The organism is Streptomyces kaniharaensis (assembly GCF_009569385.1).
Classification (GTDB): domain Bacteria; phylum Actinomycetota; class Actinomycetes; order Streptomycetales; family Streptomycetaceae; genus Kitasatospora; species Kitasatospora kaniharaensis.
The window spans coordinates 419,466-445,482 of the sequence record NZ_WBOF01000001.1; the positions used below are offsets into that span (position 1 = coordinate 419,466).

At 73.7% G+C, this 26,017-nt stretch carries 13 protein-coding genes and 1 riboswitch; of the genes, 4 read left to right on the top strand and 9 right to left on the bottom strand.

Translation table 11 applies throughout. The features are described from left to right. Position 1: 1 nt before the first annotated feature. The 3 genes from F7Q99_RS01905 to F7Q99_RS01915 all read left to right on the top strand — a co-directional run bounded on the left by F7Q99_RS01905 (position 2) and on the right by F7Q99_RS01915 (position 4,325). On the top strand, positions 2–868 hold the full coding sequence (locus tag F7Q99_RS01905) for a 3-hydroxybutyryl-CoA dehydrogenase (protein ID WP_153459783.1): 867 nt from the start codon (positions 2–4) through the stop codon (positions 866–868). 255 nt (positions 869–1,123) lie between these two features. After that, positions 1,124–1,302, top strand: a riboswitch (M-box (ykoK) riboswitch). Between the two features lie 297 nt (positions 1,303–1,599). Further along, the gene (locus F7Q99_RS01910; protein ID WP_326846153.1) at positions 1,600–2,967 is read left to right on the top strand and encodes a magnesium transporter MgtE N-terminal domain-containing protein; all 1,368 of its coding nucleotides are present in this window, start codon (positions 1,600–1,602) and stop codon (positions 2,965–2,967) included. Further along, entirely contained in the window at positions 2,964–4,325 is a 1,362-nt protein-coding gene (locus tag F7Q99_RS01915) for an NRAMP family divalent metal transporter (RefSeq protein ID WP_326846154.1), read from the top strand. Before F7Q99_RS01910 ends, F7Q99_RS01915 begins: the two co-directional genes overlap by 4 nt. A gap of 95 nt (positions 4,326–4,420) precedes the next feature. Here the strand turns inward: F7Q99_RS01915 and F7Q99_RS01920 are convergent, their stop codons facing one another. After that, complete coding sequence (locus tag F7Q99_RS01920) at positions 4,421–5,218, bottom strand: IclR family transcriptional regulator (protein ID WP_153459784.1); 798 nt, start codon at positions 5,216–5,218, stop codon at positions 4,421–4,423. 407 nt (positions 5,219–5,625) lie between these two features. Beyond that, on the bottom strand, positions 5,626–6,303 hold the full coding sequence (locus F7Q99_RS01925) for a macro domain-containing protein (RefSeq protein WP_153459785.1): 678 nt from the start codon (positions 6,301–6,303) through the stop codon (positions 5,626–5,628). A 166-nt stretch (positions 6,304–6,469) separates the two neighbouring features. On the opposite strand from F7Q99_RS01925, the gene F7Q99_RS01930 reads away from it, so the two are divergent. Next, the gene (locus tag F7Q99_RS01930) at positions 6,470–8,086 is read left to right on the top strand and encodes an ADP-ribosyltransferase domain-containing protein (RefSeq protein ID WP_153459786.1); all 1,617 of its coding nucleotides are present in this window, start codon (positions 6,470–6,472) and stop codon (positions 8,084–8,086) included. A 79-nt stretch (positions 8,087–8,165) separates the two neighbouring features. On the opposite strand, the gene F7Q99_RS01935 is transcribed toward F7Q99_RS01930, so the two are convergent. From F7Q99_RS01935 to F7Q99_RS01965, 7 genes are all read right to left on the bottom strand, one after another. Further along, a complete protein-coding gene (locus F7Q99_RS01935; RefSeq protein ID WP_230210393.1) occupies positions 8,166–9,413 on the bottom strand; it encodes a vWA domain-containing protein in 1,248 nt (415 codons plus the stop codon). Between the two features lie 74 nt (positions 9,414–9,487). Continuing rightward, entirely contained in the window at positions 9,488–10,744 is a 1,257-nt protein-coding gene (locus tag F7Q99_RS01940) for an AAA family ATPase (RefSeq protein WP_230210135.1), read from the bottom strand. A gap of 33 nt (positions 10,745–10,777) precedes the next feature. Then, positions 10,778–12,052 carry a hypothetical protein gene (locus tag F7Q99_RS01945; RefSeq protein ID WP_407697836.1) on the bottom strand — a complete coding sequence of 425 codons (1,275 nt, stop codon included), beginning with the start codon at positions 12,050–12,052 and terminating at the stop codon, positions 10,778–10,780. Positions 12,053–12,354: 302 nt separating this feature from the next. Next, on the bottom strand, positions 12,355–13,410 hold the full coding sequence (locus F7Q99_RS01950) for an MDR family NADP-dependent oxidoreductase (RefSeq protein WP_153459788.1): 1,056 nt from the start codon (positions 13,408–13,410) through the stop codon (positions 12,355–12,357). 10 nt (positions 13,411–13,420) lie between these two features. Continuing rightward, a complete protein-coding gene (locus F7Q99_RS01955; RefSeq protein ID WP_153465696.1) occupies positions 13,421–15,061 on the bottom strand; it encodes a phytoene desaturase family protein in 1,641 nt (546 codons plus the stop codon). A 20-nt stretch (positions 15,062–15,081) separates the two neighbouring features. Further along, positions 15,082–16,761, bottom strand: coding sequence for a phytoene desaturase family protein (locus F7Q99_RS01960; RefSeq protein WP_153459789.1), 1,680 nt, complete (start codon positions 16,759–16,761; stop codon positions 15,082–15,084). Continuing rightward, positions 16,748–26,002 carry a non-ribosomal peptide synthetase/type I polyketide synthase gene (locus F7Q99_RS01965; protein WP_153459790.1) on the bottom strand — a complete coding sequence of 3,085 codons (9,255 nt, stop codon included), beginning with the start codon at positions 26,000–26,002 and terminating at the stop codon, positions 16,748–16,750. Before F7Q99_RS01965 ends, F7Q99_RS01960 begins: the two co-directional genes overlap by 14 nt. Positions 26,003–26,017 lie beyond the last annotated feature (15 nt).

Here is a 26,017-nt window from a genome sequence, read left to right on the forward strand (position 1 = left end):
CATGAACGAGATCCGACGGGTCGCCGTCGTCGGCGCCGGCCAGATGGGCTCCGGCATCGCCGAGGTCTTCGCCCGCGCCGGGCTGGACACCATCGTCTGCGAGCACGACCCGGCCGCACTCCGGGCCGCCCGCACCCGCATCGACCACTCCCTGCACCGCGCGGTCGACCGCGGCCGCATCAACCCGACCAACCGTGCGGACATCTGGGCGCACCTGCTGTTCGCCGACGACCTGGAGGCCCTGGCCGACCGCCAGCTGGTCGTCGAGGCCGTCGTCGAGGACGAACGCGTCAAGACCGACGTGCTCGCCACCCTGGACAAGATCCTCGCCGACGACCACGCCGTCCTCGCCACCAACACCTCCGCCATCCCGCTCACCCGGCTCGGCATCGCCACCGGACGCGCCTCGCACGTCCTCGGGCTGCACTTCTTCAACCCCGCCCCGGTCATGCCGCTGGTGGAGCTGGTCTCCTCCCTGCACACCGAGTCGACCGTCCTCGACCGGGTCGAGCGCTTCACCCGCGACGTCCTCGGCAAGCGCGTCATCCGCTCCCGTGACCGGGCCGGCTTCGTCGTCAACGCCCTGCTCATCCCCTACCTGCTGTCGGCGATCCGGATGGCCGAGGCCGGTCACGCCAGCCCCGAGGACATCGACGCGGGCATGGTGCACGGCTGCGCCCACCCCATGGGCCCGCTCCAACTCGCCGACCTCATCGGGCTGGACACCGTCGAGGCGATCGCGAAGTCCCTGTACGACGAGTACAAGGAGCCGCTCCACGCTCCGCCGCCGCTGCTCTCCCGCATGGTCGAGGCCGGCCACCTCGGCCGCAAGACCGGGCGCGGGTTCCACCCCCACGGCGGGGTGTGACCCCGATCGCCGCCCCACCGATGCCCCGGCTCCCGTCGCGGAGGGCCGGGGCATGGCCGTTGCCCGCCGGGTGTGCCGGCGAGAACATGACGCATCGCCATGTCCCGCCCCGGCGAGGGAGCGAGGCCCGCCGCAGCACCACGGCCGGGCCCCGACGTGCGCCCGGCGGCTCCCCCACTGGCCAGACCACGGTCAAGGCCCGGTCAAGGATTACGCCGGAAGGGCGCCAGGGGTCTATCCTGGTGCGGATTTGAACAGGCACCTCGTTCGGTGAGGCGTCTTCACGGACACAGGCCACTGATCCCACCCGTCGAGAGACGCTCCGGATCAGGACAGGTCTCCCCGGCTCAAGGGGTGATCCCAAGTGGCTTCCCGTCGTGATCGACCAGGGATACGCCGTGGAGTGCCAAAGCTCTGACGAGTGGGGGTGTGCCGGGCGGTGATGTCGGACTCCCCTTGCCGTGCCGCCGCGAGTCGGACTCGCGGCCGAGATCGGGAGGAGGCGTGATGGACGGAAGTCCTGGCCATAGTCGGCCCATTCCCGTGTCGTCCTCGCCGTCCTTCCGCCGCCCGAGGCGCCTCCTCCTTCCCTGACCGATCCGGTCCGCCCGTCCCGCCTCGTGCGGGGTTCCTTGGCGTGGGCCCGGAAGCGTTTCTTTGGTCAGGGCTCGACATGGCGCGCCGCCGGGCGGCCCGATGCCCCGCACTGCCGGGGCGAGGGGGTCTTCATCGTGGCTGCCACCACCCTGTTCACGTCCGCCACGGCGCGTCTGCGCGACCGCACGGTCGCCGCCGAGCGCCGGAGCACCGTCACCCGAACCGTCCGATCGTCGCTCGTGTCGCTGGCCGGGCTGGTCGGCGGCCCGGTCGCCAACCAGGCCGGCGAGGAGGTGGGCCGCGTAGTCGACGTGGTCGCCCGCCTCTACGGGCCTGAGCCCTACCCGCCGGTCACCGGTCTGATCATCCGAATAGGCCGTCGCCGCGCCTTCATCGCCGCCGACGCCGTCGACCGGATCCTCACCGGGCAGGTACGGCTGCGGACCGCCCGCGTGGACCTGCGGGAGTTCAACCGCAGACCCGGCGAGGTGCTGCTCGCCCGCGATGTGATGGACCACCAGCTCGTCGACGTCGACGGCGTCCAGGTCACCCGCGCCGCCGACCTCTACCTGGCGCCGCTGGCCGCCCGCACCGTCCTGGTCGGCGTCGACGTCTCCCTGCCCACCCTGCTGCGCCGCCTCGGCCCCCGCCGCTGGCAGATCCGCCCCACCCCGGACCGCGTCCTGGACTGGCAGTCCATCGCCCCCTTCGGCGAGCAGGCCACCCACGGGCCCGCCGAGGTACAGCTGCGCGCCTCCCGCTCCGCGCTGCACCGGCTGCGCCCGGCCGACCTCGCCGACATCCTGGAGGACCTCGGCCGCCACGAGCGCCAGCAGCTGCTCGGCTGGCTGGAGCCGGAGCAGGCCGCCGACGCGCTGGAGGAGATGGAGCCCGCCGAGCTGGAGAACCTGCTCCGCGAGGCGCCGCCCGAGCACGCCGCGCGGCTGGTCGACGAGATGGAGCCCGACGAGGCCGCCGACGCCCTGCGCGACCTCGACCCGGGCGAGCGCGAGACCCTGCTGGCCCGGATGCCCGAGCCCGAGGCGGCCGAGCTGCGCTCCCTGCTCACCCACCGCGAGGGCACGGCCGGCGGTGCGATGACCACACTGCTGGTCACCGCGGGCCCCGCGCACACGGTCGCCCAGGTACGGGCGGAGCTCGCCGCGCAGGCCGAGCACCGCACCGACATCGACGCGGTCGCCGTGCTGGACCACGACGGCCGCCTGGTCGGCGACATCCCGCTGTTCGACCTGGCCGTGGCCGAGGACAGCGCGGTGGTCGGCGATCTGGTCGCCTGGCTGGCCCAGTTCGGCCCGCCGGTGACCGTACGGCCCGACACCCGACTCGCCGAGGCCGCCGACCACCTGGTCGCCGCCCGGGCCAGCTCCCTGCTCGTGGTCGACGACACCGGGCGCCCGCTCGGCCGGGTCCTGGCCGACGACATCCTCGACACGCTGCTGCCCGAGCGCGGGCGCCTGCACTTCCGGAGGCTCCTCAAGTGACCCGCGACCTCGGCACCGGCCCGGATCTCGCCACCCGACCCGATCTAGGCGCCCCGGAGCCCGTGGCGTCCGCCGCCGCCTCCCCGTCCGTCCCCGTCAGCTCCTCCGGCCCCTCCGGCCGCCGTAGAGGCATCCGCCGGCTGGCCGCCGTCGCGATGATCGCCGGCCCCGGCCTGGTCGCCGCCAACGCCGGCAACGACGCCGCCGGCATCGCCACCTACGCCAGCGCCGGCTCCCAGTTCACCTACGGCACGCTGTTCTTCATGGTGCTGGTCACCGTCGCCCTGGTCATGGTGCAGGAGATGGCCGTCCGGCTCGGTGCCCACACCGGCAAGGGCCTGGGCGCGCTGATCCGCGAGCAGTTCAGCCTCCGCCTGACCGCCCTCGCCGTCTTCTGCCTGCTGCTGGCCAACACCGGTCTGGTGGTCAGCGAGTTCGCCGGGATCGGCGCCGCGTTCGAACTGCTCGGCATGCCCAAGTGGGCGGTCATCCCGCCGGCCGCCGTCCTGCTGTGGTCGCTGGTGCTGTTCGGCTCCTACAAGTGGGCCGAGCGCATCTTCCTGGTCATGTCGCTGGCCTTCTTCGCCTACCCCGTCGCCATGGTCCTCGGCCACCCCGACTGGGGCCAGGTCGGCGAGCACCTGGTCGTCCCGCACCTCGAACCCAGCAAGGACTTCATCCTGCTGGCCGTCGCCCTCATCGGCACCACCGTCAGCCCCTACATGCAGTTCTACGCCGCCGCGGGGGTCGTCGACCGCGGCGCCAAGCCCGCCGACTACAAGCTCATCCGGGCCGACGCCGTCCTCGGCGCGGTGTTCGCCTGCCTGATCAGCCTGACGATCATCATCGCCACCGCCGCGGCGATCGGCGGCACCGGCCCCCTGGAGTCCGCCGCCCAGGCCGCCGAGGCCCTCAAGCCGGTCGCCGGACACGGCGCCGAGCTGCTGTTCGCCTTCGGGCTGATGGGCGCCTCCGCCCTGGCCGGCGCCGTGGTGCCGCTCTCGGCCAGCTACGCCATCGGCGAGGCCGCCGGCGTCGAACGCTCCGTCTCCCGCAGCTTCCGCGACGCGCCACTGTTCCTCGGCGTGTTCACCGCCCAGATCGCCCTCGGCGCCATCGTCGCGCTGACCCCGGTGGACGTCATCCAGCTGCTGATCGGCACCCAGGTCCTGCAGGGCCTGATCAGCCCGATCGTGCTGGTCTACCTCCTCGTCCTCACCAACCGCCGCTCCGTCCTCGGCGAGGCGGCCAACAGCCCGCGCTACCGCCTCGCGGCCACCGTCGTGGTCGTCGGCGTGGCCGCCATGTCGACGATCCTGCTCGTGCAGACCGTCCTCGGCTGGTTCGGAATCGGCTGAACCCGCGCCGCCTGCGCGGAGCTTCGGCGACCGTCGGTCCGGGCCGGTGTCGGGTGGCGGAGTTGGAGGCCGCCGGTGGGCGGCGGGCGCCGCGCTCAGGCGATCAGGCCTTCGCCGAGGCGCCGGGCGGCTTCGGCCAACAGGGCGGCGTGCATCTGGCCGGGGGTGCGGGAGAGCTTCGTGACCGGGCCGTCCAGGGTCACCGCCGCGACCACCCGCCGTCCGGCTCCGCGCACCGGCGCGGCGGCCGAGGCGAAGCCGAGTTCGCCCCCGCCGAGGCTCTGCGCCCAGCCCTGCCGTCGTACCCGGGCGAGGAGGGCGGCGTCGAACCCGGCCCCGCGCAGGCTGTGGCGGAGTTCGTCCTCGCTCTCCCAGGCCAGCAGCACCTGGGCGGAGGCTCCCGCCCTCATCGGCAGCGTCGACCCGACCTGGGCTCGGGCGCCCCGCGGGTACCGGGCCTCCGCCGAGGCGACGCAGATCTTCACGTCGCCCTGCCGCCGGTAGAGCCGCGCACTCGCGCCGGTGCGCTCCCGCAACTCGGCCAGGACCGGATCGGCGGCCAGCAACAGCCGGTCGCGCCCCGCCTCCTCGGCCAGTTCGCCGAGTCGCGGCCCGAGCACGAACCGTCCCTGGACGTCCCGGGTGAGCAGCCGGAGGTTCTCCAGCGCCACCGCCAGCCGGTGCACGGTCGGGCGGGACAGGCCGGTCGCCACGGTCAGGGACCGCAGCGACGCGGGGCCGTGCGCCAGCACGCCGAACAGCTGCGAGGTCTTGTCCAGGACGCCGACGCCGCTGGTGAATCCGGGGCCGATGTCGACACCGGGCCGCGCGCTCCGACCGTCGAAGTCGCTCCCCGGCCCGGAAGGGGCGGGGAGAGTCGTAAGGGGGGTCATGGGTTCACCTTCCTGCCGGAACGTCGCCGAGTCTCCCGGACCCCGGCGGGGTGTCGTTGCCTCCGGAACCGCGTGCCGGCCCCCGAGCTCCGCGGCCGGCCGGGCGTGCCGCGTGAGGGTGGCGCGGCTGCCGGCGCTCCGGGGCGATTCCGGCTCCGCCGTCCGGGGTTTCCGGGCGAGGGACTCCTCGATCGCATGGAACTCGACCGGCCGGCCTCCTCGGGATTCGCCTTCGGATCCCGCCGGGCGCGGCTGGACGATTCGCTGCGGACTCTCTGCCCACAGGTCTATCCAGCGGCCGGTGCCCCTCGCAACGGGCGCTACAGGAAGTTGCCATCGTCGCCCGCCGGCAGCCCACCGAAGCCCGGCAGGCGGGGCGACGAGGTCTGCCCGACCGGGCGGTGGGCTCAGCGGCGGGAGGTGCGGCGGGCGGGCGGGGCTATCCGGACGCGCTGCTCGACGGGGGCCTTCTCGATGTCGTCGAGCTGTGCGGTGATCGTGCCGCGCAGCTCGTCGTAGTCCTCGAACTGGAAGTCGTTGAACAGCGTGTAGCCCGTCCACATCAGGTTGGCGCACACCCGGGCCGGGACGCGGCCGGTCTGGGCGCCCATGCCGACCAGGGCCACGGACGTGATGCTGCCCGTCGCCTTCCTGTTCTGCTCGTGGATCGCCTGGAACGCGGCGGCGCACGCCAGGGCCACGTTGAGCGTCTCGCTCACGTTCTGCGAGGACGCCTCCATCGTCGGCGCGGAGATCAGGAACTTCGGGTTGACGGCACCGGACGGCACGCACACGGCGCTTCCCACCGGGAGGCTTCCCGCGAACCGGGACCGGATCGCCCGCTGCACCTTCAGCTGGATGCCGGCGCCCAGGTGTCGCTTGATGACGGCGTCGACGCCGCCGTCCATCCGGCCCCGGGAGTTGGTGGGGCTGACCCAGGCGTCGACCTGCTCGTCGAGGATCGAGCCCTCGCGGATCTCGATCCCGGGGGTGTCGGCGAAGGCCGCCCGCCACGCCTCCACCACAGTCGTGTTGACGTCGGTCAGAACCACCCTGAGCGACGGCTGCACGCGGTCCACGGTCATGCTCAACTCCGATCGAGATACGGTCCCTCAACACCCACGACGCTAGCTCGCCCCACTGACAGATCGGCCCGTGAGCACCGTCCCGAGGGGTTGTCAGTCGGCTGTCGTACCGTCAGGACCGTCTTCGCTTCCATCCGCACGTCGTGACAGTTCGGAGTTCCTCCTCATGACCGATGCCAACGCCCCCGCCACGCCCGACCCGAACGACCCGCTGGCTCTCGCGGAGCTCTTCAAGGGCGGCGGTGAACCGTGGCTTCCGCTGCTGAAGCCGGTCATCGAGGCGCAGCCGGACGCGGCCTCGTTCATCGGCCCCGGCCGCGGTCCGGACGTCGTCCCCGTCCGCGAACTGACCTTCCAGGCGCTCAAGCCCCACGCGCCGCACAAGTGGAAGGTCGTCATCTTCGGCCAGAACCCGTATCCGCGGCCGGAGAGCGCCACGGGCATCGCCATGTTCGACAACACCTTCCACGACTGGAAGGACAGCCAGTTCGGCCGGGTCGTCAGCATCCGCTGCATCATCAAGGCGGCGGCGATGTGGAAGTACGGCATTCCCAAGAAGACCCCGATCGCCGACATACGCGCGCTGCTGAAGAAGCAGGACACCGTCCAGCCGCCGGAGTGGTTCCAGGCGATGCTCACGCAGGGCGTGCTGCTGCTGAACGCGGCGCTCACGGCCAGCAGCGACGGCGCGATGGGTCCCGACCGGCACACCGCGTTCTGGCGGCCGGTCGCCGAGCGGATCGTCGAGGAGATCCTCAGGGCCAAGCAGAACGCCGACGAGGAGGACCGCGGTGTCGTCTTCGCGTGGTGGGGGGCTCACGCCCGCAGCCTGAAGAACATCGTCCTGCGGCTCCAGAAGAAGTACCCCGAGGTCGACGTCCGCCACATCGACCACCCCAATCCCGCGGCGCAGGGCGACATCTTCTGCGACGGCGACCACTTCGCCATGGTGAACTCGGCGCTCGCGTCGCTGGGCGCCGACCAGATCGACTGGCTGCCGAGCAAGGGGTGGAACGAGCTCGCGGCGGAGAGCGGCGGGGCGGACGGCGACACGGCCGAGCGCATGGGTGCGTTCATCGCGTCCACCATGGAGCTGCACCAGCTCTACCTCGACCGCCTCGCCAGCGTCAAGGACGAGGGGCTCGTCCTCCCGGAGATCACGGGCGTGTTCGACACCCCGCTCATGGACTTCCGCGAGGCCGTCGGCCCCGTCGCCGAGCTGCTGTCGGGCCTGGAGCGGCACGTCCAGCGGTCGCACGACTTCGGCAAGCGGCGGGCGGACGAGGAGGCCGGCGGGCTGTCCGCGGACGCGATCGCCGCCCTCTACCTCTACACCTGCGAGTCCGCCTTCTACCGCGAGATCAACGCCATCCTGCGCTCCCCGGACCGGTCCCGGCTCGTGCCGTACCTCCCGTACCTGCGGCTGCTGTTCTCGGCGGTGTCGCAGCTTCCCGCCCGCACGGCGCCGCTGTGGCGCGGGGTGCCGCTGGACCTGCGCGCGCAGTACCCGCTCGGACGGACCGTCACCTGGTGGGGTGTGTCCTCGTGCACGTCCGAGCTCGGCGTGGCTCGGGCGTTCCTCGGCAGCCGTGGCAAGCGGACACTCTTCGAGGTGGCCCCCTCCCGGGCGGTGGGCATCCGGAACTACTCCGCGTTCACCGGTGAGGAGGAGTTCATCCTCCTTCCGGGCACGCAGCTCAAGGTGACGGACGTCAGGACCGAGCGCGGCGGCCTGTGCACGGTGACGCTGACGGAGCTGGAGGAGCAGACCCTCGTGTCCTGAGCCGGCACCGGCCTTCTCGCGGACGTCGGGCGTCCGCGAGAAGGCCGCGCCGCGCCCACCGCCGGATCCACGGCGGGTCCTACCCGATGGCGACCACCTGGGCCCAGGCCGGGGGCTCGTCCGGTTCGTAGTCGGGGTCGTCCTCGGCCCACGACGGGACGCCCCGGGGGAACAGGCCCACCACCGTCCGGCACGGCGGCTTCGCGCTCGGCCAGGGTGTCTGGCCGTCCGTCAGGGCCACGACGACGTCCGGGCGCGGCCGCGAGCGCAGCGCCCGGGCGAAGCCGGACCGCAGGTCCGTGCCGCCTCCGCCGACCAGCGGGATGCCCTCGGCGCGGCAGAGCGGGTACACCGTTCCGGCCGCCGCGTCGCAGGACAGCACGGAGACCAGGTCGCGCCGGCCGCCCACCGCGCGGGCGATCGCGGCCACCTCCAGCAGCGCGCCGCCGAGTTCGGCGTCGCTGACCGAGGCGGACGTGTCGATGATCACGGCGACCCGGGGCGGGCGGCGGCGCAGGCTCGGCAGCACGACGCCGGGCAGGCCCGCCGAGCGCCGGGCGGGCCTGCCGTAGCTGTAGTCCTCGCCCGCGCCGCTGCCGGATGCGGCCGAACGCACCGCCGCGCCCAGCAGGTCCCGCCAGGGCTGCGGCGGGTGGAACGCCTCCTCCGCCCACCGCCGCCAGCCCTCCGGGGCGGTGCCCGGGCGGCCGGTGATGCCCTGCGCCACCCGGAACCGGACGGCGTCCCGCTCCTGCGCGCTGAGGCCGTGCGCGCCGTCCGGGCCGAGGTCCCACGGTCGCGCCAGCCCGTCGGCGCCGCTGCCGCAGTCGAGCCAGGCCAGGTGCTGGGTGTGTGCCCCGAGCCGGAAGCGCCGCAGGTACTCCTCCATCACCTCGCCCTCGGGCAACCCCAACTCGCCCGGGAGGAGGGCGCCTTCGGGGCGGACCAGGCCGTGGCCGAACGCGTCGTCGTTGATCTCGCAGTCCGCGGCGATGTTCATCCGCAGCCGCTCCCCCGGTCCGGTCAGTCCCTGCTGCCGAGCGAACCGGTCGCTGCGGCCGTGGTGGTCGCGCAGCAGGTGCGACACCTCGTGCACCCACACGCCGGCCAGCTCCTCGACCGGCGTCCGCGCGACGAAGGCCGGGGAGACGTAGCAGCGCCAGTGGCTGTCGACGGCCATCGTCGGCACCTGCCGGGACTCCACGGTGTGCAGGGCGAACAGCGCCGTCGCCAGGTAGGGGCGGGCTCGGGCGGCCAGCAGGCGGGCGGCGAAGAGCTTGTCCAGGTCGAGGGACTGCGGCGTCGTCGACGGGCTCTCCCTGCTCATCGGCAGGCCTTCCCCGTTCGTCGACGGGTCTTTCTCGTTCATCGGCTCGTTCATCGGCTCGTTCATCGGCTCGTTCATCGGCCGGCCTTCCCCGCCAGCGCCGCCACCCGGCTCGCCACCCGGTCCGCCGCGCGGTCCGCCCGCCGGGACAGGGCCACGGCGCCGGCGAGCCGCTCGATCGCGGCCGGGACGTCCCAGTCCTCGCGGCGCAGCGAGGCGAGCGTGGTGGCGGGGACGACCACCACGTCCGGGGCGCCGGTCTCCATCGCCCGGACCAGCAGCGCCCAGGCCGAGTCCCAGCGGGCGCGCTCCGGCCGGTTGCGGACCGCGGCCACCACCCCGTCGAGGACGGCCTGGCGCAGGTCCCCGCGCTCGGGCAGGACGGCGCCGGCCGGGTCGGCGAGCAGGTCCTCCGGGTCCGGGAGGTCCATCCGGTCCAGGCTCGCGAGCAGTTCCAGCCCCGGGCCGTCCCCCACGGTGCCCCGGATCAGCAGCGACAGCACGTCCCGGGAGGAGCCGGCCGCGGTCGCGAAGGCGATCAGGCGCAGCGCCATGTCCCAGCTGCGCGGCGACGGCCAGGCGCCGCCGCGGCGGGCCTCGCTGTTCGGCAGCTGGTGGACGAGCTTGGGGCGGCCGGTGAGCAGCCCGCACACGGCGCGGCGGGCGAAGGCCACCGCGTCCGGCAGGGCGTCGGGGTCCAGGCGGGGCAGGGTCGCCCTCGGCCAGGTGCCGCCGAGGCCGCGGACGACGACCTCGTGGTCGTGGGTCCACTGGAGGTGGACGAAGCGGTTGGCCAGCGGCGGGCTCAGTTCCCAGCCGTCGGCGGCCGAGGAGCGCGGGTTGGCGGCGGCCACGATCCTTACGCCGGGCGGGAGTTGCAGGGCGCCGATGCGCCGTTCCAGGACCAGGCGGAGCAGCGCGGCCTGGACTGCGGGCGGCGCGGTGGACAGCTCGTCCAGGAACAGCAGTCCGCGGCCGGCCCGGACCAGGCGGACGGCCCAGTCCGGCGGGGCCATCGGGACGCCCTGTTCGGCGGGGTCGTCGCCGACGATCGGCAGCCCGGAGAAGTCGGACGGCTCGTGGACGCTGGCGATCACGGTGGTGAGCGGCAGGTCCAGGGTGGTGGCGAGCTGGGTGAGCGCGGCGGTCTTGCCGATGCCCGGTTCGCCCCACAGGAGGACGGGCAGGTCGGCGGCGACGGCGAGGGTCAGCGCCTCCAGCTGGGTGTCCGGGCGCGGTTCGGTGGCGGTGTCGCCGAGCAGGGCCAACAGGTCGGCGGCGACGTCGAGTTGGGACTTTTCGGGCATGGCGAAGGAGACGTGCATGGGCATGGGTGATCACCTTGTGACGGGTCTGAGGAGTGGTCAGCGGCCGAGCGCGTGGCGCGGGTGGGAGCGGAAGGTGCCGGGGCGGAGCTTGCCGGGCGGGCAGTGGCCGGTCAGTCCGGCGCGGTACAGGCCGTACGTGATGCGGCGCTGCGCCGCCGCTTCCAGTTCGTCCCGCAGCGGACCGTCGCGCAGCACGGCGGCGGGGCCCAGCAGGGCCTCGACGACGGCCAGGGCACCGGCGGTGTCGCCGTGGTCGAGGCGTTCGCGGACTCCGGGCAGACAGTCCGGGCTGCGGTGCGCCCGGTCGATCTCCTGGAGGCAGGGCAGCGGCGTGCCGGTCAGGGCCACGAGCAGTTCTTCGCGCCGGAGTTCGTCCGGGTCGTGGTCCAGGGCGGCCAGCACCCCGTCGACGAGGCCGATCCGGTGCCGGGCGCCCCGGCACTCGACCGGGCGCGGCCCGTCCGGGGGCCTCGCCTCGGCGGGCACCGGGACGAAGCCCGGCACCAGGGCGGCGGCGACCAGCGGGTGCAGCCGGTCGGGCCCGATCAGTCCGGCCCGCAGCAGTTCCAGGTCGGGCGGCACCATGACGGCCGCCTCCGGGAGCACCGGCAGCAGGCCGCGCGCCGGCGCCTCGGGCGCCCGGTCCATGACGGGTCGTCCGGAGGCCGACGCGGCGAGGTCGAGGACCAGCCTGGTCCCGCCGAGCCCCACGACAACGGGGCCGACGGGCCGCCCGTCGGAGTGGAGCACGATCCGCGCCTCCTCGATCCACCGGTCGACGGCGAACGGCAGGTCGGGTGAGATCGACGGGTGCACGTCCGGACCGACGTGGGGCGGTGGACGGTCGGCGCCGCACCGGGTGCGCAGTTCGTCCGCCCGGCTCGCGTCCCACAGGTGGCGGTGCAGGTCGAGGCGGTGGTAGCGGTTCGGCCTGGGGTGCGGGTGCGGGCCTTCGTAGTCGTCGGAGGCGTCCCAGAGTGCGAGGCTGACCCGCTGGCCGCCGTCCGCCCAGTGCGGCGGCGTGCGGACCACGAGGTGCACCGGGCTCTCACCGTCGCGCCCGGCGCCGTCGTAGCGCGCCAGCGTGATGGTCAGTTTGGGCAGCAGGTACCCGAAGTCGGTTCTCCTCGGCAGGTGCCAGCGCAGCAGGTCCGGCGCCAAGCGGCGCAGATCGGCCCGGAGTCGGGCGGCGAGGGCCCGGCCGTGGGTGCGGGCCACGGCCCGCGGGTTGAGGTCGACGTCGAAGCGGGCGGCGGCGCACGCCCCGGCCCAGTCGCCGACGCTGCGGCGGGCGGTCGCGGTTTCGATCATGGCGGGCGGCACGGCGTACTCGCGGATGTGCAGCCAGCGGGAGCGGCGGGTATCCCCCACGCGGTGTGAGTGACCATCAGCACTCACCTTGCGTGGACGGGAACCCCCAATCGTGTGAGGTGTGAGTCGTCATCGCCGGGAGCATAGCCGGGCCCTTGGTGATCTGCCAACGCCTTTGCGCCTGGAGGCCGGAGGCCTGACGGCGCGCCGGCCGGGCGCTCGTCACAGCGCCCGGCCGGAACCCTGAGTCAGTGCCGACCCCCGGAGCCGAATCCCGGAGCCGAACCCCGGAGCCTGAAGCGTCAGAGCTCGACCAGCACCTTGCCCCGGCTCGCCGCCCGGTCGGTGTACAGGCTTCGGTAGGCCTCGGGGATGCTGTCGAACCCGTGGTGCACGGTCTGCTCGAACGCGATCTCCCCGCTGCGCACCAGCCCGCCCACCTCCGCCCGCAGGGCCGCCCAGTTCTCGTCGGTGAACCACTCCGGCGCGAAGATGCCCCGGATCGTGGTGCGCGGGAACATGATCATCGGCAACAGGCGCGGCCCGACCCAGTCCCCGCCGACCTGGCTGGCCCACTGCCAGCAGACCGCGACCCGGCTGTCGACGTTCAGCATGGTGAACACGACGTCCGTCAGGGTGCCGCCGAGGCTGTCGAAGTACCGGTCCACACCGCCCGGCGCGGCCTTGGCCAGGTCCTCGCGCAGCCGCTCGGCGTCGTCGCCGTCGCGGTACAGCACCACCGTGTCGAAGCCCAGTTCCCGCAGCCGGGCCGCCTTCGACGGCGAGCCGGTGGTGCCGACCACCCGGGCGCCGCGCCGCCTGGCCAACTGGCCGACCAGCGAGCCGACCGACCCGGAGGCGCCGCCGACCACCACGGTGTCGCCAGGCCGCACGTCCAGGAACTTCGTCACCGTCCCCCATGCCGTCATGCCCGAACCGCCCATGATCCCGAGCACCGTCGACAGCGGCAGCGCCTCGTCGTAGTCCTCCGGATCGAGCCGGCGGTAGGCGGGGAAGACCATCGGGAACGTCCCGGTCTGCCACGGCGAGGGCCCGCCGTCGCCGATCACGTGGCTGCGCCAGCCGCCGAAGCCGTGCACCAGGTCGCCGACCGCGAACCGGGCCCGCGGCCCCGCCTCGATCACCTCCATGACCGAGTCGCCGCCCATGTGGTCGCCGACGGGCGTGTCCAGGGCGATCCCCTGGAGGTACGGGTCCACCGAGACGTACCGCGTCCGGAACAGCATCTCGTCCGGCGCGAGCCGCACGTCCACGTCCTCGACCACCTTCTCGTACATCCGGTCGACGTCCGGGACGCCCTCGACGTGCTCGCGGACGATCCACTTCTCGATCTTCAAGGAAGGCTCCTCAGAACTGGCCGACGGGGTCGACGAGATGGGTGGGCAGCGGGCGGCTGTCGTCCACCCACGCGGTGAACGGCCGGCCCTCGTCGTGGCAGATGAACTGCATGACGTGCCGGCCGGCGGCGGCGGCCCGGATCAGGCCGCCGGTGGTGGCCCACACCCCGGAGAGGTAGAAGTCGCGAAGCCCGGGCAGCACCGGGCCGTTGCGCTTGATCTCCTCCTCCATCGTCTCGCCGCTCTCCACGAACGGCTGCCAGCCGAGCACCGAGCCGTCGTAGTTGCCGGTGTAGCGCAGCTGGGTGAGCGGGGTGGACACGTCCTTGACCGTGATCGCGTTCCGGATCCCCGGGTGGTGCCGTTCGAGCAGCTCGATGACGGCGTCGCGCACCCGGCGCTTCTCGCGCTGGTACTCCCGTCCGCGCCCGACCGGCAGGGTGTGCAGCTCCTCGCCCCGGCGGATCCTGGCGGCCTGCTCGGGGCCGGTGCTCAGGGCCCGCCAGGGGGCGATGTCGCTGAAGTAGCTGGCGAAGACGACGCCCGTCCCCCGCGGCGACAGCTCGGGGTAGTGGCGGCTGCGGAACTGGAGGTTGATGCTCGGGTGCCGGATGCCGGTGAGGCGGGCGGCCAGGTCGTCGTCGAGCAGGTACGTGGTGCACGGATCGCCCACCGGGAACGGCTCGCGCAGGCCGAGGAAGACGGCGACGTAGCCGGGGAAGACCTGGTCGCGCTGGTCGATGCAGTGGGTGTAGAGGCGGCGGTACGTGTCGTTGAGGTAGCGGCCCTTGAGCAGGTCCATCACCGTCGTCCGCCCGTCGCAGGCCGACACGACGACGTCGGCCGGGATCTCCGTCCCGTCGCTCAGTCGCACCCCGGCCGCCCGGTCGTCCTCGACCAGGATCTCCACCACCTTGGCGTTGCAGGTGAGTTCGCCGCCCAGCCGCCTGTAGCGGTCCTCGATCGAGCGGGCCAGCCCGAGCGACCCTCCCTCGGGCACCCCGGCCGACAGGCCCTCGTGCGCGGCGAGCTGGAAGTAGAACGGCAGCACCGGGAAGTTGGGGTGCTTCTCGTAGAGGATGAAGTTGAACGCCTCGCGCAGCAGCGGGTCCTGGAACCGGGTGGAGTACTCGGTCATCAGGACGCCCAGCGAGCGGCGGATCAGGTTGAAATACGGCACGAACGAGGCCAGCATCCGCCAGCGCGCCCACCGGCTCATCAGCCCGACCGGGGTGAGGAAGGGGTAGAGCGTCAGGCAGCGGCGGAACCTGCGCAGGTCGGCGCAGAACTGCCGGATCGGGCGGGCGTCGCCCGGCGAGAGGCCGAGCAGGTGCGCCTCCAGCCGGTCCGGGTCGGAGTAGAAGTAGACCGCCCGGCCGTCCCGCCCGCGCACCACGTTGAAGGCGTCGAAGTTGCGCATCTGCTTGCCCTGGAGGGCGCCGAGCTCCAGCCAGATCTGGTGCATCTCGTTGCCGGGGCCGCTGCCGAGCAGCCAGCTCACGGTGGGGTCGAAGGTGAACTCGCCCCGCTCCCAGCCCGTGCAGCAGCCGCCGGGGATCTCGTGCATCTCCAGCACCCTGGTCCGGTAGCCGTTCATCTGCGCGTAGCAGCCGGTGGACAGGCCGCTCAGCCCGCCGCCGACGATCACCATGTTCGGCCTGGTCGTCCCGCTCATTCCGCTGCTCCCACGGCTTGCCGGTCGAGCCGTGGCAGCCGGCCCCACTTGCCGGTGTGCCAGGGCTCCTGGTTGTCGCTGGGCCAGGCCCGGAAGTCCAGGCCGAGTTCCCGGCAGAGGTACTGGACGGCGAACCGGCCGCTGGTCGCCGCCCGGATCAGCCCGCCCATGCCGACCCACTGGCCCGCCATCGAGAAGCCGCGCAGGCCGGGCAGGCGCATCCGGTCCTTGTTCACCAGCCGGTTGGCGGCGTCCTCGGCGTCGGAGAAGGCCTGCCAGGCGAGGATGCTGCCGTAGGTGTTGCCGGTGAACCGCTCGGTGGTGGCCGGCGACGCCACGGAGACCAGCTCGATCCGGCCGGCGAGCCCCGGATGGGTCCGCTCCAGGAACTCGCGGACGAACGCGGCGACCTCCTGCTTGCGGGCCCGGTAGGCGCGGCGGTCGGTGCCGCGCAGCGCCTTCCACGAGGCGTGGTCGCTGAAGTACATGCAGTGCAGGATCGACTTGCCGGGCGGCGCGAAGCCGTCCGCGTACTGCGAACGCAGCTGCACCACCAGGCTGTTCTGCAGCGCGCCGGGCAGTCGGGCGCCCTGCTCGGGGGTGAGCAGGTAGGTGGTGCTGTGCGGTTCGCCGGGCGGGAGCGGGCCGTCGACGCCGACGAAGGCCGAGACGGCCGCCGGGTACAGGTTGCCCGGGCGGTCCAGCAGTTCGTGGTAGAGCCGGTCGGTCGTCGGGCTGGTGTGGCGGCCCTCGAGCAGGCGGTCCACCGTGGTGGGGCCGTCGCAGGCGGACACCACGTGGTCGGCGTAGTGCGAGGTGCCGTCGCGCAGCCGGACCCCTACCGCCCGGCCGTCCTCGACCAGGATCCGCTCGACCCGGCGGCGGTAGCCGACCACCCCGCCCAGCGAGATGTAGCGCTCCTCGACCGACCGGGCCAGCCCGAGCGAACCTCCCTGCGGGAAGCCGGCGTTGCCGTTGTGTGCGGCGGCCAGGGTGAACAGGTACGGCAGCAGCGGGAAGCCGGCCGGCTCCTGGAGGAACATGTTGGGCAGCGCCCGGCGCAGCAGCGGGTCCTGGAACCTTTCCGCGAAGCCGCTCATCGGCGTGGTCGCGGTGCGCCAGAACAGCCGGAACCCCGGCAGGACGGCCCGTACGGTCCGCAGCCGTTCGGCCACCGTCCTCAACGGCGGGGGCGTGACCTCCCAGGGCAGGTCGAGGGCGGCGAAGCGGCGCAGGTCGCGGCAGAAGGAGCGGATCAGCGGCGCGTCGGCCGGGGAGGTCTCCAGCAGGTGGCGTTCGAGCCGGTCCGGGTCGTTGTAGAAGGTGACGGCCCGGCCGTGCTCGTCCACGACGCGGTTGAAGACGTCGAACTCCGTGATCGACTTGCCGTCCAGGGCGCCGAGTTCCCGCCACACCTGGTGGCCGCCGGCGCCGGGGGCGGTGCCGATCAGCCAGTCGACGCAGTAGTCGAACAGGTAGCCCTCGCGGGACCACGCGGTGCAGCAGCCTCCGGGCAGCACGTGCTTCTCGAAGATGCGCGTCTCCATGCCGCTCATCTGCGCGTAGCAGCCGGTGGCCAGGCCGGCGATCCCGGCGCCGATGACGATCACCCGGGGCCGGCCGCCCGGGGTGCGGTCCCGGGCGGTCCAGTCCGGTCCGCGGTCAGGCGCGGCCATCGACGGTCCCTCCCGCCAGGATCGCACTCGCCAGCTCGGCGTTGCGGGCCGCGTACTCGGCGTCCAGCATCTCGGCGTGGGCGCCGTGGCCGCCGTACACGGCGGTGCCGGCGGTCGAGGTGCCGTGCCAGGTGCCGCGCTCCGCGCTGGCGTGGAACGGCAGGCGGTCCCGGTCGCAGACCACGCTGAGCGGGGCGTCGACCGTGCCGAGGTTGGGGGTGCGGCTGCAGAACTCCAGGTAGTCACGGGCCTGTTCGAGGGTCTCCTCGGCGACGATCGTCGAGCCGGTGTGCCGGTGCAGGTGGTCGTGGAGTTCGCGCTCGAAGGCGGCGAGGTGCTCGTCGCCGAGCGCGTACGCCTCCGGGATCCGGTAGGAGTCCAGGATGACGACGGCGCTCACCCCGCGGCCCCGGCGCTCCAGTTCCTTGGCCACCTCGAAGGCGAGGTTGCCGCCGAGCGAGTAGCCGAGGAGGGCGTAGGGCCCCTGCTCGTGGAGCGACTCGACGAGGTCGGCGTAGCGGGCCGCCTTGTCGTCCCCGGTGAGGTAGTTGAACGCGGCGATCCGGTGGCCGGGCAGGTGCGCGGCGAGCTGGCGGTAGACCAGGCCGTGGCCGCCGGCCGGCGGGAAGCAGAACACCGTCCGCTCGTGCGGTGCGGCGGGGTTGAACCACAGGTACGGTTCGGCGCCGGCCAGTTCGCCGGTGATGATCTGCTCGACGGTGCGGGCCATGCCGTGCAGGGTGGTGACCTTGAAGAGCCGGCCGACAGGGATGCTGATGTTGAACTCGGCTCGCAGGTGGTGGATCAGTTCGATCAATCGGATGGAGCTGCCGCCGAGTTCGAAGAAGTCGTGCTGGAGGCCGAGGTCGTCGACGCCCAGCAGCGCCTGCCAGTGCGCGGCCATCCGGGTCTCGTAGAGCGTGACGGGCGGCTCGTGCCGCTCGCCGCCGGTCTCGACGCGCGGCTCCGGCAGCGCGGCGAGGTCGACCTTGCCGTTGGCGGTCAGGGGCAGCGCGGGGAGTTCGGTGAACCAGGACGGGATCATGAAGGTGGGCAGGTGCTCGGACAGGTGGCGCCGCAGCTCGCGGCGGTTCAGGCCGGCCCCCTCCGTCGGGACGCAGTACGCGCACAGCACGCTTTCTCCACTGCCGTCCTGACGGATCGTCACACAGGCCTGGGCCAGCTCGGGCCGGGCGGCCAGGTGGGCCTCGATCTCGCCGAGTTCGATCCGGTGGCCGCGCACCTTGACCTGGTTGTCGATCCGGCCGAGCAGGTGCGCGGTGCCACGGTCGTCCCAGTGGCCGAGGTCGCCGGTGCGGTAGAGCCGGACGGGCCCGTCCAGGTCGAGGGTGGTGAAGCGCTCGGCGGTCTGCTCGGCGTCGCCCGGGTACCCGTCGGCCACACCCGCGCCGCCGATCCACAGCTCGCCGGGGACGCCGGGCGGCACCGGCTCGCCGTGGCGGTCGAGGATGTACAGCTCGCTGTTGGGGAACGGCCGGCCGATCGGCACCATCCGGCCCGGTTCCAGCCCGTCCACCGGCCCCTCGAAGTAGCTGCTGTCGATGGTGGCCTCGGTCAGGCCGTAGGAGTTGACCACCCGGGTGTCCGGCCCGCACAGGGTGCGCAGCCGGGCGTGCTCCCCCGCCTTCCAGAGGTCCGAGCCGACGATCAGCAGCCGCAGGAAGTCCAGCCGCAGGCCCTCGCGTTCGCAGTGGGCGAGCAGGGCGCGGGCCACCGCCGGGACGAACTCGCCGCAGTCCACGGCCTCCTCGCGCATGGTCCGGTAGAGCCGGGCGGTGTCGAAGAGCAGCTCGCGGTCGACCAGGACGAGGGTGCCGCCGGAGCCGAGGGCCCGGGCGAGGTCGCCGGTGAACACGTCGAAGGCGATCCCGGCCATCTGCAGGTGCACCCGGGCCTCGGTGTCCAGCCGGTACTCGGCCCGCCAGCCCGCGGCCACCGCGGCCAGGCTGCGGTGGGAGACCTGGACGGCCTTCGGGCGGCCGGTGGAGCCGGAGGTGTGGATCACGTACGCGGGCCGGTCCGGGTCGGCTGCGGGCAGCGGGCCGTCCGCGGCAGCGGGTACCTCCAGCTCCTCCAGGGTCACCAGCGGGGCGGGCAGTCCGGCCGGCGCCGGGCGCTCCTGGTCGACGACGACCAGCGCGGCGCCGGCGTCGGCCACCTGGTAGGCGAGGCGGTCGGCCGGGTGTCCGGGGTCGAGCGGCAGGTACGCGGCGCCGGCCCGCCACACGGCGAGCAGCGTGGTGATCAGCTCGGGCGACTTGTCGAGGCAGACGGCCACCACCGAGCCCTCCCGCACGCCGAGTTCGCGCAGCCGCCCGGCCATCCGCTGGGCGCGGCGGTCGAGTTGGCCGTAGGCGAGCCGCCGGACGCCGGCGGGGCCGGGGACGGTCACGGCGATGGCCTCGGGCCGTTCGGCGGCGGCCTTGGCGACGAGGTCGGGCAGCGGCACGTCGTGGTCGAGGACGCGGCCGGCGCCGCTGAACTCTGTGAGGACGAGCCTGCGTTCGTCGTCACCGAGCATCCGCAGCCGCGCGGTCGGCTGCTCGGCGCAGGCCCGCGTCATGGCGTCCAGCAGGTTGCGGTAGTGCCCGGCCATCCGCTCGACGGTCGAGGCGTCGAAGAGGTCGGAGTTGTACTTGAACACGCAGTGGAAGCAGCCGTCCGCGCGGTCCTCGTAGGCGGACAGCGTCAGGTCGAACTGCCCTTCCTCCTCGGGTAGTTCGATGTAGTCGAGGCGGTAGCCGTCGCGCTCGACGGCGACCTTGTGGGTGAGCAGGATGAACATCGCCTGGAACACCGCCGAGCGGCTGGGGTCGTGCTGGAGCCCCAGCTGCTCGACCAGCAGCACGAACGGGTACTCCTGGTTGTCCAGGCCGCCGAGCACCGTCTCCCGCACGCGGGCGAGGAGCTCGGCCACCGTCGGCTCCCCGGCCAGGCTCACGTGCAGCGGCAGCGGGTTGACGAAGTACCCGTAGACGGAGGCGAACTCCTCCTGGGTGCGCCCGGTCACCGGGCTGCCGACGATGATGTCCTCCTGCCCCGACCAGCGGTTCAGCAGCAGGTAGTACGCGCTCAGCAGCACCATGAACGGGGTCGCGTTGTGCGCGCGGGCCAGCTCGTGGACGCGGGCACTGAGGTCGGCGTCCAGCCGGAAGAACGCGGAGGCGCCGTTGTGCGTCTGCACGGCCGGCCGGGGCCGGTCGGTGGGCAGGCTGAGGATCGGCACCTCGGCCGGCAGGTGGCCGCGCCAGTAGTCGAGCATCCGGCGGGCCGCGGGGCCGGCCAGGAAGCGGTTCTGGTGGTTGAGGAAGTCCAGGTAGCGGGCGGGCACCGGCGGGAGTTCGGCGGTGCGCCCGTTCTGCAGCGCCTCGTAGACCTCGAACAGCTCCTCGATGAACGTGAAGGTGGAGATCGCGTCCGACACGATGTGGTGGACGGCCTTCATCAGCACCCAGCGCTCCGGCCCGCGCCGGAACATCCGCAGCCGGACCAGCGGGTCGTGCTCCAGGTCGTACGGCTTGCGGTACTCCGCGACGATCAGGTCCTGGATCTCCTCCCAGGGCCGTCCCTCGACGTCGATCAGGGCCGTGTCGACCAGGGCCTCGTCCCGGATCCGCTGCACCGGGCGGCCCTCCTGCGCGGTGAACGCGGCGCGCAGCGCGGGGTGGCGGGCCACGACGGCGCGGAAGGCCTCGGCGAACAGCTCGGGGTCGATGGCCGTCCGGACCTCGACGGCGCCGCCGATGTTGTACGCGAAGCCGTCGGGGTGGAGCTGCTTGAGGAACCAGAGCGCCTTCTGGTTGTGGGTCAGCGGGTAGCACCGCTCGTCGGTGTGCAGTTCGACGGCGGCCTGTTCGGCGGCTCCGTCGGCGGCCACCAGCTCGGCCAGGCCGTCGCAGAGCAGGCTCACCAGGTCGTCGACCGGGCCGTTGCTCAGCAGGGCCACCACCGGCAGGGCGACGCCCAGCTCGCCGTGGACGCGGGCGCGCAGCTCCATGGCGAGCAGCGAGTCCAGGCCGTGCGCACCGAGCCTGGTCTCCGCGTCGATCCGCTCGGCGCCGATCCGCAGCACGCCCGCGACGGAGGCCGCGAAGCGCTCGGCCACCAGCGCCCGACGGGTCGGCTCGTCGGCCGCGCGGAAGGCGTCCAGGAAGCCGCCGGCCTCGGCCGGGGCGGGCTCGGCGGCGGCGGCCGCGAGGTCGGCGACCAGCGGCGGCGGTGCCGGGTACCAGGAGAGGAAGACGGGCCAGTCGACCACGGTCGCGACCAGCAGCTGGGCGCGGTCCTGCCCGATCACCCGCTCCAGGACGGCGGTGCCTGCCTCCGGCGGGAGCGAGCTCATGCCGCGGGCGTTCCGGTAGTGCGCGACCAGGCCGAGCTCCTCGATCATGCCGGTCGCCCACGGGCCCCAGTCCAGGCTGATCGCGGGTAGGCCGTCGGCGCGGCGGTGGTGGGCGAGCGCGTCCAGGAAGGCGTTGCCCGCCGCGTAGTTGGTCTGGCCGGCGGTGGTCAGCAGCGAGGCGACCGAGGCGAACAGCACGAAGTGGTCGAGCGGTTCGTCGCGCAGCAGGCGGTGCAGCAGGTAGCCGCCGACCACCTTCGGCGTGTACCCGGCGTCGAAGGCCGCGCGGTCCATCTGCGGCAGCAGGGTGTCCCTGACCTGCCCGGCGAGGTGGAACGCACCGCGGATCGGCGGGAGTTGACGGCCGCGGTAGTCGGCCAGCCAGGCTGCCAGGGCGGCCTCGTCGGTGACGTCCACGGGAGCCACCAGCGCCTCGGCGCCGAGTGCCTCCAGCTCCCGCAGGAAGGCGATCCGGCGCCCGGCCGGGCTGTCCGGGTCGACCGACCGCCACCGGTCGCGCTCGGGCAGGGCGGTGCGGCCGAGCAGGATCAGCCGGCGGGCGCCGCGCCGGACAAGGGTGCGGCAGAGCAGCCGGCCGAGCGCGCCGAACGCACCGGTGACCAGGTAGCCGCCGCCGGGCCGCAGGATCGGCGGCAGCGGGCGGGTGAGGCCGTCGGCCTGGCGCAGCCGGCTGGTGAGGCGGCGGCCGGCCCGCAGGGCGATCTCCTGCTCGCCGCGCGCGGTGAGTTCGCGCAGCAGCGCGTCGACCTCGTCGAGCAGGTCGGAGGAGGGGTCGAGGTCGATCAACGTGCCGCGCTGGGCGACGAGTTCCTGCTGCCAGAGCACCCGGCCGAGGCCCCAGGCGGGTGCACCGAGCGGTTCGACCCGGTCGCCCGGTCCGGCCGCCTGGGTGCCGCGGGTGACGATGTGCAGCCGCCCGTCCGGCCGGGCCGCGGGCAGCGCCTGGGCGACGGCGATCAGGGAGTAGGCGCCGAGCGTGGCGAGCCGGTCGAGGTCGGCCCGGCCGGTGGCGTCGAGCCGGGGCAGGTCGAGGTTCCAGAGGTGGACGACGGTGCGGAACCCCGGGTCGAGGTCGGCGAGCAGCCGGGTGAGGTCCTCGGCGGAGTCGGGGCGGACGGTGGAGCCGTCGGGGGTGTGCCGGTAGGCGTCGCCGGGCCGCACCAGGTGGCAGCGGACGCCCCGCTCGCCCGCCCGCGCGGCCAGCCGCTCGGCGAGCCCGGCGGAGTCGGCGAGCAGGACGAGGTCGCCGTGGTCGGGCACCGGCTGCGCCGGCTCCGCTTCCACCCAGGCGAGTTCGGTGAGCCAGCCGTCGATGGTGGCGAGCCCGACGGAGGCCGCGGCCTGCGCCACGTCGGCGACGCGGAAGCCGGTGATCCGGCCGAGCGGGGTGCCGTCCTCGGCGTACAGGGCGAGGTCGCCGACGAGTTCGTCCCCGGTGTCGCGGGTGACGGTCGCGTGCGCCCAGATCTCCTGGTCGCCGACCGGGCCCAGCCGCACCTCCTCGATGGACACCGGCAGCCGTACCCCGCCGCCGTCCGCCCGGAGCACCCGGGCGGCGAGCAGGGTCTGGAAGCAGGCGTCGAGCAGCACCGGGTGGACGTGGTGGTCGTCCGCGTCGGCGACGGTCGGGCGGATCCGGGCCAAGGCCTCGCCCGACCCGCTGCCCGGGCCCGTCCACACGTCCTCGATCGCCTGGAACGCCGGGCCGTAGTGGTAGCCGCGGGCGGCCAGCTCCCGATAGCAGCCGGCGCCGTCGTGGTGGGTGCCGCGCGCGCGGACCACCTCGGTGTCCAGCGACGGACCGTAGCCGCGGCGCTGGCCGGTGCGGACCCGCCCGCTCGCGTGCACGGTCGGCTCCCCGGCGGCGGGCAGCGAGGCGATGGTGAACCGGCCGGCATCGGGATCGAAGCAGAACTGGGCCCTGGTCGGCTCGGCGTCGGAGAGGACCAGGGCGCGGGCGAGTTCCACGTCGGCGAGCACCACGTCCGTCCCGCCGGTCAGCGCCCGGACGGCCTGGGCGGCCATCTCCAGGTAGCCGGCCGCCGGGAACACCGCACTGCCCTCGATCCGGTGGTCCGACAGGTACGGCAGCTTCTCGACGTCCAGCGCGTTCTCCCAGGTCGGCCGGGCACCGGTGGTGCGCCGGCCGAGCAGCGGGTGGTCGAACTCGCCGCGCCGGACCTGCTCGACCGGGCGCGGCTCCGCCCAGTACCGGTCGCGCCGCCACGGGTAGCAGGGCAGCGGCACCGGACGGCCGCCGGGCTGCAGCGCGTCCCAGGAGAGCTCGACGCCGAGAGTGTGCAGCTCGGCGAGGGTGCGGGCGACGCGCTCGGGCTCGTCCTCGCGGCGGCGGATCGACGGCAGGGTCCGCACCTCGACGTCCCGGCCGTCGAGGCACTCGCGGATCGCGTGGCCGAGCACCGGGTGCGGGCCGAGCTCCAGGAACAGCGTGTGCCCGGCCTCCGCCATCCGGTCGACGGCGGCCCGGAAGCGCACCGGGTTCCGGACGTTGCGCCACCAGTACCCGGCGTCCAGCTCGGGGCCGCGGGCGAGCCCGTCGGCGGCGGTGAGGTAGAGCGGCACCCGTGCCTCGCCCGCCTTGAGGTCCGCCAGCGCGGCCAGCAGCTCCTCCCGGATCGGGTCCATCCGCACGCTGTGGTACGGGACTTCGACGTCCAGGAACTTGGCGAACAGCTGCTCCTGGCGCAGTTCCTCGGCGAGGTCGCGCAGCGCGTCGGCGTCGCCGGCGAGGGTCACCGCGCTCGGCCCGTTCACGGCCGCCAGGGACACCCGGTCGCGGTGCGGGCGGATCCGCCGCTCGGCCTCCGCCTCGGGCAGGCCGACCGCGAGCATGGTGCCGGTCCCGGCCAGCCGGTGCTGGAGGCGGCTGCGGTGCAGCACCACCCGGACGGCGTCGGCCAGGTCGTACACCCCGGCCTCGTGGAACGCCGCGACCTCGCCGGTGCTGTGGCCGACGATCGCGTCGGGCCGCAGCCCGTGGCTGCGCCAGAGCGCGGCCAGACCGACCTGGACGGCGAAGTTGGCGGGCTGGGCGAGCCAGGTCTCGGCCATCCTCGACTCGGCCTCGTCGCGGGCGAGTTCGTCGAGCAGCGACCAGCCGGCCTGCGCGCGGATCTTCCGGTCACAGGCGTCGACGGCCTCCCGGTAGACCGGCTCGCTCTCGTACAGCCCGCGGCCCATCGCCCACCACTGCGGGCCCATCCCGGTGAACACCCAGGCCAGCCGGCGCTGCCGGCGCTCCCGGGCCCGGCCCTGGACCACCCGCGGGTGCGGCTCGCCCCGCTCGTACGCGGCCAGCGCCTCGTCCAGGGACTCCCGGGAGGTGTACGCCACGGCCAGCCGCTCGGGCAGGTGCTGGCGCCGGTGCGCCAGGGTGTGGCCGACGTCGGCGAGCGAGGCCCCGGCGGCGAGTTCGCGACGGATCCCGGCGGCCAGTTCGGGCAGTCCGGCCGGGTCGCGGGTGCTCAGCGGCAGCACCGTGCACGGCGGCGCGGGCACCGGCGCGGCGGGCGCGCGGCGCGGCGGCTCCTCCAGCAGGACGTGCGCGTTGGTGCCGCCGAAGCCGAAGGAGTTGACGCCCGCCCGGGCCGGGCCGTCGTGCTCGGGCCAGTCGACCGCGGTGGTCGGGATGTCGAACGGCAGCGCGGCCAGGTCGATTTCGGGATTCGGCCGCTCCAGGTTGATGTGCGGCGGGATCCGGCGGTGCTTGAGCGCGAGCGCGGTCTTGATCAGCCCGGCCACGCCCGCCGCGGACTCGGTGTGCCCGATGTTGGTCTTCACCGACCCGACGTAGCAGCGGTCCCCTGGCCGGCGGCCGGTCCCCAGCACCCGGCCGAGCGCCGAGGCCTCGATCGGGTCGCCGACCGGGGTCGAGGTGCCGTGCGCCTCGACGTACTGCAGACTGCCCGGCAGCACCCCGGCCTCGACGCAGACCCGTTCGATCAGGGCGACCTGGGCGTCCGCCCTGGGCACGGTGATGCCGTTGGTGCGCCCGTCCTGGTTGACGCCGCTGCCGATGATCACGGCGTACACCGGGTCGCCGTCGCGCAGCGCGTCCGACAGGCGCCTGAGGACCACCACGCCGACGCCCTCGGCCCGCACGTACCCGTCCGCGGACGCGTCGAAGGCCCGCGAGCGGCCGTGTGCGGACAGGAACCCGCCCTTCGTCTCGCCGATCGTGTACTGCGGCGCCATGTGCAGCAACGTGCCGCCCGCCAGGGCGAGTTCGGTCTCGCCACGAAGCAGGCTCTGGCAGGCCAGGTGCACCGCGACCAGGGAGGAGCTGCACGCGGTGTCGATCGAGAGGCTGGGGCCGCGGAAGTCGAAGCAGTGCGAGATGCGGTTCGACACCATCGTCATCATGGTGCCGGTGGCGGTGTGCGCGGCCAGCGTCTCGAAGCCGAGGTCGGCGAACTGGAGGATCTTGTAGTCCAGGGTGAACGCGCCGACGTACACGCCGACGTCCCGGCCCGCCAGTTCGCCCGGCCGCAGGCCGCCGTCCTCCAGCGCCTCCCAGGTGACCTCCAGCAGCTTGCGCTGCTGCGGGTCCATGTAGGCGGCCTCGCGCGGGCTGATGCCGAAGAACGCCGGGTCGAACGTGTCGAAGCCGTCGATGTACCCGCCCCGGCCGCCGATCAGCCGCCCCGGCTTGGCCCGGTCCCGGCTGCCCAGCGACGCGACGTCGTACCGGTCGGCGGGTGTCGGGGTGAGACAGTCCCGGCCCTCCATCAGGTTGCGCCAGTAGGACCGGTGGTCGTTGGCGTGGCCGGGCAGGCGGCAGCCGATGCCGGTGATCGCGATCCGTTCGCTGGGCACGGCGGTGGGCGAGGTGGTCATGGTCCAATCCGGGGA